Annotated in this window: 14 protein-coding genes; 5 read left to right on the forward strand and 9 right to left on the reverse strand. The window is 54.1% G+C overall.

Features of this window, described 5'->3' with window-relative positions:
• Window positions 1–48: 48 nt before the first annotated feature.
• Window positions 49–801: a gamma-glutamyl-gamma-aminobutyrate hydrolase family protein gene (locus SAMA_RS04165; RefSeq protein WP_232280519.1), complete on the forward strand. Its 753-nt coding sequence runs from the start codon at window positions 49–51 to the stop codon at window positions 799–801.
• A gap of 76 nt (window positions 802–877) precedes the next feature.
• Here SAMA_RS04165 and pepA read toward each other — a convergent pair whose 3' ends face one another.
• Window positions 878–2,386: a leucyl aminopeptidase gene (gene pepA / locus SAMA_RS04170; RefSeq protein ID WP_011758912.1), complete on the reverse strand. Its 1,509-nt coding sequence runs from the start codon at window positions 2,384–2,386 to the stop codon at window positions 878–880.
• A 222-nt stretch (window positions 2,387–2,608) separates the two neighbouring features.
• Here pepA and lptF point away from each other — a divergent pair, with 222 nt between their 5' ends.
• Window positions 2,609–3,718 carry an LPS export ABC transporter permease LptF gene (gene lptF / locus SAMA_RS04175; RefSeq protein ID WP_011758913.1) on the forward strand — a complete coding sequence of 370 codons (1,110 nt, stop codon included), beginning with the start codon at window positions 2,609–2,611 and terminating at the stop codon, window positions 3,716–3,718.
• Window positions 3,715–4,773: an LPS export ABC transporter permease LptG gene (gene lptG, locus SAMA_RS04180; RefSeq protein ID WP_011758914.1), complete on the forward strand. Its 1,059-nt coding sequence runs from the start codon at window positions 3,715–3,717 to the stop codon at window positions 4,771–4,773. Before lptF ends, lptG begins: the two co-directional genes overlap by 4 nt.
• A gap of 159 nt (window positions 4,774–4,932) precedes the next feature.
• Here lptG and SAMA_RS04185 read toward each other — a convergent pair whose 3' ends face one another.
• The 5 genes from SAMA_RS04185 to SAMA_RS04205 form a co-directional block, all read right to left on the reverse strand.
• Entirely contained in the window at window positions 4,933–5,445 is a 513-nt protein-coding gene (locus tag SAMA_RS04185; RefSeq protein ID WP_011758915.1) for an RDD family protein, read from the reverse strand.
• A gap of 3 nt (window positions 5,446–5,448) precedes the next feature.
• On the reverse strand, window positions 5,449–5,700 hold the full coding sequence (locus SAMA_RS04190) for a DUF2960 domain-containing protein (RefSeq protein WP_011758916.1): 252 nt from the start codon (window positions 5,698–5,700) through the stop codon (window positions 5,449–5,451).
• A gap of 21 nt (window positions 5,701–5,721) precedes the next feature.
• Window positions 5,722–6,072: a DMT family protein gene (locus tag SAMA_RS04195; protein WP_011758917.1), complete on the reverse strand. Its 351-nt coding sequence runs from the start codon at window positions 6,070–6,072 to the stop codon at window positions 5,722–5,724.
• Window positions 6,073–6,079: 7 nt separating this feature from the next.
• Window positions 6,080–6,559 (reverse strand): GNAT family N-acetyltransferase, encoded by a 480-nt coding sequence (locus tag SAMA_RS04200; RefSeq protein ID WP_011758918.1) that lies wholly within the window; start codon window positions 6,557–6,559, stop codon window positions 6,080–6,082.
• Between the two features lie 62 nt (window positions 6,560–6,621).
• Window positions 6,622–8,103 carry a carboxypeptidase M32 gene (locus SAMA_RS04205; RefSeq protein ID WP_011758919.1) on the reverse strand — a complete coding sequence of 494 codons (1,482 nt, stop codon included), beginning with the start codon at window positions 8,101–8,103 and terminating at the stop codon, window positions 6,622–6,624.
• A gap of 153 nt (window positions 8,104–8,256) precedes the next feature.
• On the opposite strand from SAMA_RS04205, the gene SAMA_RS04210 reads away from it, so the two are divergent.
• Both SAMA_RS04210 and SAMA_RS04215 read left to right on the forward strand, forming a co-directional pair.
• Window positions 8,257–8,892, forward strand: a complete 636-nt coding sequence (locus SAMA_RS04210) for a YqiJ family protein (RefSeq protein ID WP_011758920.1) — start codon at window positions 8,257–8,259, stop codon at window positions 8,890–8,892.
• A 26-nt stretch (window positions 8,893–8,918) separates the two neighbouring features.
• The gene (locus tag SAMA_RS04215; protein ID WP_011758921.1) at window positions 8,919–10,676 is read left to right on the forward strand and encodes a flotillin family protein; all 1,758 of its coding nucleotides are present in this window, start codon (window positions 8,919–8,921) and stop codon (window positions 10,674–10,676) included.
• A 109-nt stretch (window positions 10,677–10,785) separates the two neighbouring features.
• Here the strand turns inward: SAMA_RS04215 and SAMA_RS04220 are convergent, their stop codons facing one another.
• From SAMA_RS04220 to SAMA_RS04230, 3 genes are all read right to left on the reverse strand, one after another.
• Window positions 10,786–11,535, reverse strand: a complete 750-nt coding sequence (locus tag SAMA_RS04220) for a transporter substrate-binding domain-containing protein (protein WP_011758922.1) — start codon at window positions 11,533–11,535, stop codon at window positions 10,786–10,788.
• Between the two features lie 41 nt (window positions 11,536–11,576).
• Entirely contained in the window at window positions 11,577–12,212 is a 636-nt protein-coding gene (locus tag SAMA_RS04225) for a DUF2913 family protein (protein WP_041410119.1), read from the reverse strand.
• A 64-nt stretch (window positions 12,213–12,276) separates the two neighbouring features.
• Window positions 12,277–12,960, reverse strand: a complete 684-nt coding sequence (locus SAMA_RS04230) for a peroxiredoxin-like family protein (RefSeq protein WP_011758924.1) — start codon at window positions 12,958–12,960, stop codon at window positions 12,277–12,279.
• Between the last annotated feature and the right edge of the window lie 88 nt (window positions 12,961–13,048).

A 13,048-nucleotide genomic window follows, 5' to 3' on the forward strand; every position in this document is an offset into this window, starting at 1 on the left:
CCCTTACAACAAGAATCAGCAAGACAAGAACGAAAACCGGTCATTTTAATGTCCATGGGTCAGCAAGACAGAAATGGCCACGCCTATCAGGTCATGACCCACAAATATATGCAGCCAGTGGTAGACATTTCCGACTGCATTCCGCTACTTATCCCTACCTGCTTCGGTGTGGCAGATATTGAACAATATCTGGACATGGCCGACGGCGTATACCTTTCCGGTGCCGCCTCCAATATCGACCCCAGTCTCTATGGTCAGGAAAACCTCACGCCCGAAAAAAAGCAGGATTTGGCACGGGATCTGGTGGATATTGCGCTTATCAAGGGTGCCGTTAAACGGGGCTTGCCGATACTGGGCATCTGCCGTGGCATGCAGGAGATGAATATCGCCTTTGGCGGCGATCTTTATCAGAAGGTGCATGATGAGGACCATCTGAACGATCACCGTGAAGACCCGGACACACCGCCCGACGTGCAGTATGGCGCCAGTCACAGCATCAGCATGGTGAAAGGCTCCTGGCTGCATAAGCTGCTCGGGGACACCATAGAGGTTAACTCCCTCCACGGTCAGGGCATTAAAACCCTGGGTAAGGGGTTGGAAGCGCTGGCGTTGGCCGAAGATGGTCTGGTGGAGGCGCTGCACGCTCCTTATCTGCCGCAGTTCACCCTTGGGGTACAGTGGCATCCCGAGTGGAAGGCGCTTGAAAACCCTGACTCCATCAAGATTTTCAAGGCCTTTGGTGAGGCTTGCCGTCGCCGTGCTGGCAGCGCCCTGGATCTGAGAATCGACAAGGCGTCCTGAAAATAACGGATTACGGGCAACAAAAAAGCGAACCCGGGGCTTCGCTTTTTTTATGTGCTTAACACAGCTGTTTGGCTTATTCGCCCTGTTCTACACCGGCGCGGTTTATCAGGAACTGAGTCAACAGAGGAACCGGACGACCGGTAGAGCCCTTGTTGGCACCGCTGTTCCAGGCAGTACCTGCTACGTCAAGGTGTGCCCAGTTGTATTTCTTGGCAAAGCGCGACAGGAAACAGGCGGCGGTGATGGAGCCCGCCGGACGGCCACCGAGGTTGGTCATGTCGGCAAACGGACTGTCCAGCATGTCCTGATACTCATCCCACAGTGGCATGCGCCAGGCGCGGTCACCACTTTGCTCACCGGCGCTCAGCAGCTCGTGTGCCAGCGGATTGTGGGAAGAGAAGAGGCCAGAGGCATGCTTACCAAGCGCGATCACACAGGCACCGGTCAGGGTGGCGGTATCGACCACCAGTTCAGGGTCGAAACGCTCAACGTAGGTCAGCACATCGCACAGAACCAGACGGCCTTCGGCGTCAGTGTTCAGCACTTCCACGGTTTGACCGCTCATGGTAGTGAGGATGTCGCCTGGACGGTATGCATTGCCGGAAGGCATGTTTTCACAGCCAGCCAGAATACCCACTACGTTCAGCGGCAGCTTCATTTCGCAGATAGCCTTCATGGTACCGATAACGCCAGCGGCGCCGCCCATGTCGTACTTCATCTCGTCCATGGCTTCGCCTGGCTTGAGAGAGATACCGCCGGAATCGAAAGTCAGGCCTTTACCTACCAGCACGATTGGCTTGGCGGTGCTGTCCACGGCGCCCTTGTACTCCATCACAGTCATGATGGACTCATTGGCACTGCCGCGGCCCACGGCGAGGTAAGAGTTCATGCCCAGTTTGGCCATTTGCTCTTCACCCACAGTAGATACCTGCAGGTTTTCGTGTACTTCGGCCAGCTGACGGGCCTGAGAGGCGAGGTAAGCCGGATTACAGATGTTAGGCGGCATGTTGGCCACGTCGCGGCACAGGTGCATACCCGAGGCTACGGCAACACCGTGCTCGATGGCGCGCTCGCCAACGGTCAGTTCACGGCGTGTAGGCACGTTGAACACCAGTTTGCGAAGTGGACGACGGGTCTCGCCTTTACGGCTTTTCAGGGTATCGAAGCTGTAGAGGCTGTTTTGCGTGGTTTCTACGGCCTGACGCACTTTCCAATAGGTATCGCGACCTTTAACGTGCAGCTCGGTCAGAAAACACACGGCTTCCATGGAACCAGTTTCGTTAAGGGTGTTGATGGTCTTGGCGATGATTTGCTTGTATTGACGCTCGTCCAGCTCGCGCTCTTTACCACAACCAACCAAGAGAACACGCTCACTGAGCACGTTGGGGACGTGGTGCAGAAGCAGCATCTGGCCTGGCTTGCCTTCCAGATCACCACGACGCAACAGATTGCTGATATAACCTTCGCTGATTTTGTCCAGTTGCTCTGCGATGCCGGACAAACGGCGGGGTTCGTATACACCCACAACAATGCACGCTGAGCGTTGTTTTTCCGGGCTGCCGCTCTTTACGCTAAACTCCATGAGCACTCCTAGATTCTTAAAGACAAATTTTTATATTTATTGGATAATGCCTGCTTGTGCCCGAAATCGGGCCTAAGTTTCTGCGCCAAGGCCTGTTACTCAGCGCGTAAAGCCGTGGCGCCTTGTGATGGTGTTGGTCAGAAAACTATCAAAAGTAGACAGTTTACATGAATGTTAGGCTGATACCAGCAAAATGATAAGTTTTGATACCGGATCCTGCCTGTGATTGTATTTAGATATCTTTTCAAAGAAGTTTTCAAGGCACAAATCGCGGTACTTTTGGTGCTGTTGACTGTTTTTATCAGCCAGCATTTTGTCCGTGTACTTGCCGACGCGTCGGACGGTGAGTTTCCCGCCTCTTTAGTCGTTACCCTGCTTGGGTTGAATCTCCCCTATCTGGCTGTGCTTGTGCTGCCCCTGAGCTTGTTTCTTGGCATTTTGATGGCCCATGGGCGTATGTACGCCGAAAACGAGATGGTAGTGTTCCACGGGGTCGGGGTCAGTGAATGGTATGTCACCAGGGTCACCCTCTTGCTCGCTGTGCTTAATATGCTGTTTACCGGCTACTTGTCTCTGTTTGTGACCCCTTGGGCGGAAGAGCGCCAAAATCAGGTACTGGAAAAGGCCCAGTCTGAGGCCGGTCTGGCAGCTCTGGTGCAGGGCCGTTTTCAAACCAGCCCCGATGGCCGCGCCGTACTCTTTGTGGAAAAAATTGGCAAAGACAACGAGCTGGAAAAAGTGTTTGTGGCCCAGTTGCCTGACCCCGACGACGAACATGGCCAGATAAATCTGGTATCTGCCGCCGGAGGCAAGGTGGTGGAAGATGCCAGTGGCGCTCAGCAGCTTAAGTTGAACGACGGCGTGCGCTACCAGGGTTCGCCCAAGAGCCTGGATTATCAGGTGCTTGAATTTGGCGGCTATGGCATGCAAATCAAGGAGCAGGAGGTCGACGAGCGCAGACGCAAGATGTCGGCATTGCCGCTTAACCAGTTGCTGGATCAGAATACCCCCGAAGCAGTGGCGGAACTCCACTGGCGTATCGCTATCCCCCTTGCCATCCCTTTGATGACCCTGATTGCTGTGCCCATGGCAAGGGTCAATGTGCGTCAGGGCAAGTTTGCCAAGATGCTGCCGGCAATCCTCTTGTATCTCGGTTACTTCGGCCTGATGGTAGCCGGGCGCAAGGCGCTGGAAGATGAAGTGGTTCCTGCGTTTATGGGTATGTGGTGGATACACCTGTCGGCCCTCGTCATGGGCATAATGCTGCTGGGTAAAGAGCGGCCGCTGGGGGCGAAACTCAGTGGCAGGTTCAAGCGGAGGGCCGCAGCATGAGTATCCTGGACTGGTATATTGCCCGGGTGCTTATCAGTACCTCGTCCCTGTGTTTGCTGGTGCTGACCGGTTTGTCCGGCATTATCAAATGGGTGGATCAGCTGCGTCTGGTGGGCCGTGGCAGCTACACCATGATGGATGCCGGTGTATATGTGCTGTTTCTTATCCCCCGCGATATCGAGATGTTTTTCCCCATGGCGGTGCTCTTGGGTGCCCTGATTGGCCTTGGCATGATGGCCGCCAATTCCGAGTTGGTGGTGATGCAGGCCTCGGGTCAGTCGCGGCTGCAAATTACCGTATCGGCCATGAAAACTGCGGTACCTTTGATGCTGCTGGTGATGGCCCTTGGTGAATGGGTAGCGCCTGCCGCAGAACAGCGCGCCAACGAGCTCAAGGCCACCATGATTTCCGGTGGCAGCCTGATCAAATCCCATCGGGGTATCTGGGCCAAAGATGGCGACCTCTTTGTGAACATAGGTGAAGTCTCAGATATCAATACTCTTGGCAATATCACCCTGTATGAGTTCGACCAGCAAGAGCGCCTCAATCATGTGGTCAATGCGCGCCGGGCCACCTTCGATGGCAAGGCATGGCAAATGCAGGGTGTGAGTAAAACCCATATCACCGAAGAAGCCATCGTCAGGGAAGATATCGACAGCGAGCTGTGGCAGTCGAGCCTGACACCGGACAAACTCAGTGTGGTGTCGGTGAAACCCGAATCTCTGTCTATCCAGGGGTTGATGGGCTATTTGGATTATTTGCGTATCAACAGCCAGGACCCAAGTCGTTACGAGTTGGCGCTTTGGCGGAAGTTGATGCAGCCGGTGACGGTGGCCGTCATGATGTTGGTTGCTCTGTCTTTTGTGTTCGGCCCGCTTCGTAGCGTGACCATGGGCGCCAGAGTATTGCTGGGTGTTGTGGCTGGTTTCAGCTTTTATATTTGCAACGAAATCTTTGGCCCCATGACCATGGTCTATCAACTGCCGGCCTTTATTGGTGCGGGAGCGCCAGCGCTCTTATTTGCCGGCGCGGCTGTGTTTTATATCCGCCGCTGATAAGTGGCAACGACGCACACACCAATCAGCTAAACAAAAAGGGCACCCCGTGGTGCCCTTTTTGTTTAGCTGCTGTTTTACGCCTTCATGAGGCCTGTGGATGCAGCACATAACACCTGCAATCCATAACACCTGCAATCCATAATAAGCGTAAAAGGGTTACTGCATACCGTGCCAGTTTTTCATCTGGTTGGCTTCCACTGACAATACCACGACCTCGGAGCGGGTCATCTTATCCTGCAGCGCCAGCTTATCGGGGTTGATGAGGATAAACAGATTACCCAGTCCGAACAGCGACCATACCAGACGGGCGGCTGCGGCGATAAAGCTGAGGTTTTGGCCGTTGGGGTGCTGCACCTTCAAACGCCAGGCACGCATGCCGAGGGTTTGGCCGCCGCGGCTCCAAAACACCACATAAAACATCGCCACACACAGCAGTATCCAGGCAAAATTTAAATTGCGATACAGGGGATTGGCATTCATCACATCGATGACATGCTCATGGCCACCGCGGTCAATAAGGCCTGAATTCACCAGCACGGCAAACAGGGCAAAGCTTACCACGCCCGCGAGGATCCACACCGCAGCTGCCAACATAAGGTCGTACACCATGGCCCCGAGACGGCGGAAAAAGCCGGCGCGGGGAAAATTGGCATGTTCTTGATTTATCATAATTCAGACCTGTTCATCGTCCCGCAACATGCGAATGTCTTTAAAACCCATGCGGGCAAACTCGTTCAAACGGTAGCTTTTGAGGGCGCCCTTGCCTTTGGCAGTCATGGCAACCTGTTGTTCCATGGCCAGAAAACGGGTGAGATCCACCCCTTCGGCGGCGGCTGCGGCCTCGTACATATCGTGGTACTTGTCGTAGGCAAAGTTAATCACTTTTGCCTGGCCTTTATAGGTGTATGCAACCTGACGTGCCATGGTAAAACCCTTTCGTTGTTTTTAGCTGAATTCGCTGCGGAAAATAAAGTACACCGCCCCAAGAATACACAGGCCAGCCCAGAGATAGTCGAGTTTCAATGGCTCTTTGAGATAGAAATAGGCAAAGGGCACAAACAGACTCAGAGTGATCACTTCCTGCAAAATTTTAAGCTGGCCCACATTCATTACCGTGTAGCCAATGCGATTGGCAGGTACCTGCAACAGGTACTCGAACAGGGCTATGCCCCAGCTGACCAGCGCCGCAATTATCCATGGTTTATGGTTGAGCGACTTGAGATGTCCATACCAGGCGAATGTCATAAAGATATTCGACAGACAGAGCAGGGCAACAGTGGTCAATGCCGGGTGCATAATTGGCTCACAGGGGCAGTATCATATAGCTGGCATCGTCACTGTAGCTGCCAAGACATTTGAGGCTTTGGCTGTCGGCAAAGCCCTGACGGCGCCAGTAGCTGTCGGCGCCCTGAACTGCCACCAGAGACAGGGAGTTCAGTGACCAGCGTTCGGCCAATTGCTTAAGCTTGGACAGGGCCTTGCCGCCGGCACCCAGGCCCTGCGCACGGGCGGAAATGGCCATGTCATGCAGATAAAGGGTATTGGGTGCGGGCAGTTCAGTCAGGGCGTGATACAGAGGTGGCGGAGTGGTTTCCACCCAGGGATGCGCCAAGCAGTAGCCCAGCACCTGACCATCTTTTTCCATTACAAAACAAGAGTCTGGTGAGACTTCCCACTTGCTTTTAAGCACGTGTAGCGGCTCTGGATCCACTGCGTTGTAGCATTCGTCCTGAATATTGAGAATTGCTTGCCAATCGTTGGCCTGAATCGCCCTGAGTTGCATGGTACGCCCTTTGCTTACTGCCTGTTCAAATCACAAAGGGCGCAATTATACCCGAGACTGGGTTATTCGCCCAGATAGCGTTGACGCAGGTGCTGCTCAAGATAGTGGAAGTTGAGTGATTCACCGGTGGCAGCCTTAATCAGGCTGTCGGTATCCATGAGTGAACCCAGTGACCAGATATGTTGCTCAAGCCAGGCAAAAACCTCGGCGAGGCGCCCCTGGCCAATGGTTTGCTCCAGTGGCCCCAGAGTTTTTTCCATGGCAAAGCGCAGCTGTGCGGCATACATGGCCCCCAGGGTGTAGCTCGGGAAATACCCGAGTTCACCCAGAGTCCAGTGTATGTCCTGCATGCAGCCATTTCGGTAGTCGCCATCGGTATTAATCCCCAGCAGTTCCTGCATGCCCGCTGACCAGAAGTCGGGCAAGTCGGCCACCGTAAGTGAGCCGTCCATCAATGCCTTTTCGGCGTCGAATCGAAGCAGGATATGGCAAGGGTAGGTGACTTCGTCGGCATCAACCCGGATGAGACCCGGCTTAACCCGGGTATAGAGGTTAACCAGAGCATCGGCGCTGAAATCCCGCCCAAGATTACGGTTTATGATGGGGGTGATGAGCTCGATAAAAGGTTTGCTGGCAGCCAGCTGCATTTCAAAAAACAGACTCTGGCTCTCATGGATACCCATGGAGCGAGCAAGCCCGGCCGGTTGGCCCCGAAGCGCCAATGGCAGGCCCTGTTCATAGCGGGCATGGCCGGTTTCGTGGATGATGCCAAGCAGGGCGCCGGTAAAGTCATCTTCCCTGTAGCGGGTGGTGAGTCGCACGTCGCCCGGCACTCCACCGCAGAAGGGGTGGCTGGACACATCCAGACGCCCCTGATTGAAGTCAAACCCCAGCAGTGTCATGAGTTCACGGCCAATCTTCTCCTGGGCGCCTATGTCGAAAGTCCCGTCGAGTTGGATAACCGGTTCGCTGGCCTGTTTGTTGAGGATCTGCTGGATAAGACTGGGAAGCGTGCTGCGAAGACCGGCGAAGGTGGTTTCAAGTGTGGCGGCTCTCATGCCGGGTTCAAATTTATCCAGCAAGGTATCGTAGGGTGAGAGCCCAGTGAGCGCTGCGCGGTGACCGGCTTCTTCCCGTACCAGCGCCATCACGTTTTCGAGATTGGGTTTAAAGCCTGACCAGTCATTGTTTTTACGCTGCTCGCGCCAGGCATTTTCGCACTGATAGGCGGCCTTGGTCTTGGCTTCGACCAACGCCTGGGGTACGGCGATTGACTGCTGGCACTGGTATTTCATCTCCCGCAGGTTGGCGCGCTCCCGAGCTGTGAGGGGCTCAGACTCGGCATTATTGATTTCGTCCAGCAACCAGGGGGCAGTGCGAAGCCCATGGATATGACCTGCCAGTGTTGCCATGGCATCGCTGCGGCCTTCGCTGCCGCCCATGGGCATCATGGTGGCCTGATCCCAGTCGCCCAGAGCGCTGAAATGTTCAAAGTGGGAAATCTGGGCAAAATGGCCCTTGAGCTTTAGGTAACTTGTGGTCATGGGATGGGGAGCTTAGTGGGTTTGCGCCTATCTTAGCGGATAAGCCCCGAAAGCGGGTAAAAATGCTTGGCAAAGACTCACGCTTTGATATGCTCGGATTTCTTGCACCAAAAGTCGCAGCCACGGAATAGCATTCTGTACAAGGAGTTGATAATGCTTGGCTTTTTATTTGCTGATGCAAACTTTCCATTCAGTATCGTATTAACTGTCATTCTGCTGCTGGGGATCATCGAAGCCCTGGCACTGGTCACAGGCTTAAGCCTGATGGGGCTGCTCAAGGACTGGGATCTGGCCGACGTCGATATGGACGCAGATATCGCCGGCGGTGGTCTAACCGGTTTAATTGGCTGGCTGTGTCTGAATCGCTTGCCCCTGCTGATTTGGCTGGTTCTGGCCATGACCTGTTTTGTGATTGCGGGCTACAGCCTCAATTTCCTTTTTATAACCTTACTCGGTCAGCCGCTGGTGCAGTGGATGTCTGTGCCTTTGGCCATTGTGGGCGCGGCGCTGGGTTGTCGTTTCCTCGGCACGCCGCTGGCCGACATGCTGCCCAAAAATGAAAGCAGCGCCCTGTCCATAGATGAACTCAGCGGCTGCGTGGCAACCATTACCCTTGGCCGGGCGGTAAAAGGCAACCCGTCAGAGGCGCTGGTAAAAGACCAGTTTCAACAAAAACACTATGTACTGGTGGAACCCGAAACGGCCGGGGATGAATTCATTCAGGGCACTCAGGTAGTGCTTATTCGCAGGGTGGGCCGGGTATGGTCCGCCAGTCAATTTACTCAATAAACTGTTGTAGATAACAAGGAAGCTAGATGGACAACTCACAGATTTTTACCGACAGCGGCACCTTTATGCTGATGATAGCCGGCGTGGCGGTATTGGGACTTTTGGTAATTGGGCTTATCTTCGCCAAGCTCTATCGCCGTGCCACCAAAGAAACCGCTTTCGTGCGGACCGGTTTTGGCGGTGAAAAGGTGGTAAAGGATGGCGGCGCCATTGTGCTGCCGGTACTGCATGAAACCATTCATGTGAATATGAATACCCTGCGTATTGAGGTGGAAAAGACTCAGAAAGATGCGCTTATCACCAAAGACCGCATGCGGGTGGATGTGAAAGCCGACTTCTACCTGCGGGTTGCGCCCCACGCCGAGGGTATCTCCATGGCGGCGCAGACGTTGGGTACCCGTACCACCCGGGTGGAAGAGCTGAAAAAGCTGATGGAATCCAAGTTTGTTGACGTGCTGCGTGCCGTGGCCGCCGAAATGACCATGACCGAAATGCACGAGCAGCGCGCCGATTTTGTGCAGCGTGTGCAAAACAATGTGGCCAACGACCTTGAGAAAAACGGTTTGGAGCTGGAGTCTGTGTCTCTGACCGGCTTTGACCAGACTGAGCTTGATTTTTTCAATGAAAATAACGCGTTCGATGCTGAAGGTCGTGCTCGTCTCGCCAAAATCATTGAAGAAAAGCGCAAGGAAACCAACGATATTCAGCAGGAAAACCGTATCAAGATCGAGATGCGTAACCTCGAGGCGGAAAAAGAGTCGCTGGAAATCAAGAAGTCGGAAGAAGAAGCCAAGCTGGTGCAGCAGCAGGCGCTGGAATTTAAGCGCGCCGAGCAGAAGGCGGAAATCATCAAACAGCGGGAGCAAAAGGCCCGAGAAGAACGTGAAGCGGAAATCGCCAAAGAGCGTGCGGTAGAAGCGGCCGAGATTGAAAAGACCCGGGAAATCGAAACCCGCGAAATTGAAAAGCGCAAAACCATTGAGCAGGCCCGTATTCAACAGCAGCGCGACATTGAAGTTTCCGAGCAGGAAAAACAAATCGCAGTAGCCGCCAAATCGGAAGAAGAGTCCGCCGCCCGTGCCCGCGCCGCCGAAGCTGAAAAGCTGAAAGTGGAAAAAGAAGAAGCGGTTATCACAGTGCGTCAGGTGGCCGAAGCCAATCGTCGTAAAGAGATTGAAGTGATTGACGCCCGCAAAGAAGCTGAGCGTGAGGCCGTGGGCGTGACAGTGCAGGCCGAAGCAGAAAAGCGTGCAGCAGAAGACCGGTCGTCAGCCATTCTCACTGAAGCCCGCGCTGCCGCCGATGCCAAGAAGCTTAAGGCCGAGGCCGATGAGAAGGTGTACGCGGTGGAAGCGGCCGGTAAGCAGGCGCTGTACGAGGCCGAAAACGTGCTCCGTGACGAACAGATCGAGCTGCAAAAATCCCTCGCCATCCTGCGTGCCCTGCCGGAAATTGTGGCCAATGCGGTTAAACCTCTGGAAAACATTGAAGGCATCAAGATTTTGCAGGGCTATGGTGCAAATGGTGCCACACTGGCGACCGGCGAAGGCGCCGCCAATGGCGGCATTGCCGAGCAAGTGACTCAGGCAGCACTCAACTACCGCGCCAACGCGCCGGTGGTGGATGCCATGCTCCGTGAACTCGGGCTGGTGGACAAAGATAAAGGCGGCCTGAATGATTTGCTCACTGGCAACAATGCCCTTACTACCCAGGCTATGCAGGTGGTGGAGCAGGCGAATGTGAAACTGAATGGTTATAGCCTTGGGGAGCAGAAGGCCGACTGACAGGCTTGCTGAACTCCTGATAAAAAAGCGCCTGCGGGCGCTTTTTTATTAGAGACGTTTTCAGAAAACCCGGAAGCGATGCTGGGCATGCACTTACCGGCACTCACCTTCACGGGGTGGCTTCAAGGGCGTGGGTATATTTGTTTATCAGGGCATCTATGGTGCCGTCGGCTTTTAAGGTGGCAATGGCGCTATTGATAGCTGGCAACAAGGCAGCGCGCTCTTTGCGTAGTCGGAATACCAAATCGCCCGACGAGTGTTTGGCGGCGAGGGCAATGGGCAAGTCCAGCTTGGATGACCAATAAAGGGCTGTGTAATCGCCGCTGATGGCGGCACCTATCCGCTGTCGATGCAGGGCCTTAATCAGCTCCTGTTCTGACTTAAAATCGGCACGGATGAACTCATTGTCGTCATGGTACAGATACCCCATTACGGTTCCGATTTCCTTGCCTTTGATACTGCTGATGTCGGCCCATCTTTCCTGATTTTGTGGCAGGGTGATGATGTGTTCCGTGATTTGCATTATGGGGTCGGATTTCACAAACAGGGGGCCAAAATCGCCGTGCTCAAACCAGCTGGGGCTGACAATGTCAAAATCCAGGGTGCCTTTTTCCAGCGCCTGGTTGGTGCGATTGGGGGGCAAGGGCACGTTCTGCCCTTTTACACCTGCGCGATCCAGCAGCAGTGGCAGCAGCTCAGAGATAAGACCGGGCGCCTGTGGGCTGTCGGGGATGTAATAGGGGTACCAACTGCTGGACCCCGTGATGCAATACTTGAGTGTCGGAGGATTAGGCGTGCTGTCTGCCGCGGCGACCATTGAAAACAACATCAGCGCATAGAGGGCAACACGTAGCATCATCGGGGCTCCATCTGTGGGTTCCCGTTCACTCTACGCTGTTGTTAATGAAATGTCAGCAGCGCCAATGAGGGCAGCTGGTTTTTGGGAAACAATTTATAGCTCTTGTGATGCTTGATAAGTGACGATTTTTTATCGCCTTGTGTGAGCATGAGTCCGTGGCTGAATGCCAGTTTGGCCAGGAACTTTTCGTCAGCACGAACAAACAGGCTGATGGGCTTGATGAGCTCGCCATCCCGAATGTGCTGCTGGTATTCGTCGGCGCACACAATAATGGATGACTGGCCATCGGCATCCAGCTTGAGTTTGGTTTTAACAGGGGTGTCGGTGTAGACAATGACATCCTGCTGCCGGGCGTCTTCCAGCATCTTAGCAAGGGCATTGCCCAGCCCCATAGTGTGCTCTGCAAGCGTGGAATACTGATGACGTATGGTTTGCAGCAATCGCTTGAGCTGTGCCGAGGAGCCCATACTGCGTCCCTGCCTTACCCACAAAGTAAGCTCTCCGGCGATGGCTTTATCGAAGCTTTTGTCTTTTAACGCCTGTGCCATCCAGTTACAGAGGAAGTGGCTTTGCTGTGCTTCGGTGGCGTGGGCAGCGCCTGCATGGGATGAGTCCAGCGCGTTCAGAGCGGCGGTGGCCATGGCCAGCAAGGAAGCGTTGTAATTCGGCGTCGACATAAGCATATCCATCATTGAAAGGCCGCTTATTGTAAAGACGCCGAATTGGCGCTGTAAAGCGGCTTTATCCCTGCTGGCGGGCAAGCTCTGCCGCTGTCAGGATAAGTTTTGGTGCCGGTCTGACCCGAAAGTTGGGGTTCACATATTGGAAGTGAATAAGGCCTTGGGTATCCGTGATGTACACAGCGGGAACCGGCAACACCAAACGCTCATCGCCTTCAGGGGTTTTGAACAATGGGTTTTCAAGCTTCATTCGGCTCAGGTAGGTTTGGGTGGTCTTCTCGCTGGTGAAAAATGCCAGGCCAAATGCCTTGGCCGCTTCCATGTTCGCATCGGACAGGAGCAAATAATCAAGCTTACGTTCACCTGCTGCGGCAGCGAGTTTTTCAGGGCTGTCTGGGCTTATTCCGACCAGCTGATAGCCAAGTTCAATGAGCTTGGGTTCGATTTCTTTAAGTTGCCCCAACTGGTTATTGCAAAAGGGGCACCAGCCGCCACGGTAGAAAAAGAACACTGTGGGTTTTTCAGTGCTAAGCGCCTTGAGGCTGACCGATTTGCCCTTGCTGTCGGTGAGCTGGATATCGGGAATGGTTTCGCCATTCATCAGTGGTGCCACTGATACTTCATCGGTGGCGATGGGATTTGCCATGGCGGGCTGGATAAGCACCGCAGACAGAAGACAGGTCAGCAAACTCAGTGTAAGTCGGGTAGATAACAGGTAACGAAACAATGCGGGTATGGATTTCATAACGATCCCTTGGCAACTAGAGGTATGTCCAAAGACCGGTGACAGGAGCAATGTCTTTCAGGTGAATGTGCAGCAGAAAAAATAAAAG

Source organism: Shewanella amazonensis SB2B, assembly GCF_000015245.1.
Taxonomy (GTDB): Bacteria; Pseudomonadota; Gammaproteobacteria; order Enterobacterales; family Shewanellaceae; genus Shewanella; species Shewanella amazonensis.

What these genes read in the sequence shown, in the direction of transcription:
- SAMA_RS04165 (WP_232280519.1), top strand. Translation starts at nt 49, where the DNA reads ATGTCCATGGGTCAGCAAGACAGAAATGGCCACGCCTATCAGGTCATG.
- SAMA_RS04185 (WP_011758915.1), bottom strand. Translation starts at nt 5,445, where the DNA reads ATGATAAATCAAGAACATGCCAATTTTCCCCGCGCCGGCTTTTTCCGC.
- SAMA_RS04230 (WP_011758924.1), bottom strand. Translation starts at nt 12,960, where the DNA reads ATGAAATCCATACCCGCATTGTTTCGTTACCTGTTATCTACCCGACTT.
- pepA (WP_011758912.1), bottom strand. Translation starts at nt 2,386, where the DNA reads ATGGAGTTTAGCGTAAAGAGCGGCAGCCCGGAAAAACAACGCTCAGCG.
- SAMA_RS04195 (WP_011758917.1), bottom strand. Translation starts at nt 6,072, where the DNA reads ATGCACCCGGCATTGACCACTGTTGCCCTGCTCTGTCTGTCGAATATC.
- lptG (WP_011758914.1), top strand. Translation starts at nt 3,715, where the DNA reads ATGAGTATCCTGGACTGGTATATTGCCCGGGTGCTTATCAGTACCTCG.
- SAMA_RS04200 (WP_011758918.1), bottom strand. Translation starts at nt 6,559, where the DNA reads ATGCAACTCAGGGCGATTCAGGCCAACGATTGGCAAGCAATTCTCAAT.
- SAMA_RS04190 (WP_011758916.1), bottom strand. Translation starts at nt 5,700, where the DNA reads ATGGCACGTCAGGTTGCATACACCTATAAAGGCCAGGCAAAAGTGATT.
- SAMA_RS04210 (WP_011758920.1), top strand. Translation starts at nt 8,257, where the DNA reads ATGCTTGGCTTTTTATTTGCTGATGCAAACTTTCCATTCAGTATCGTA.
- SAMA_RS04215 (WP_011758921.1), top strand. Translation starts at nt 8,919, where the DNA reads ATGGACAACTCACAGATTTTTACCGACAGCGGCACCTTTATGCTGATG.
- SAMA_RS04225 (WP_041410119.1), bottom strand. Translation starts at nt 12,212, where the DNA reads ATGTCGACGCCGAATTACAACGCTTCCTTGCTGGCCATGGCCACCGCC.
- SAMA_RS04220 (WP_011758922.1), bottom strand. Translation starts at nt 11,535, where the DNA reads ATGATGCTACGTGTTGCCCTCTATGCGCTGATGTTGTTTTCAATGGTC.
- SAMA_RS04205 (WP_011758919.1), bottom strand. Translation starts at nt 8,103, where the DNA reads ATGACCACAAGTTACCTAAAGCTCAAGGGCCATTTTGCCCAGATTTCC.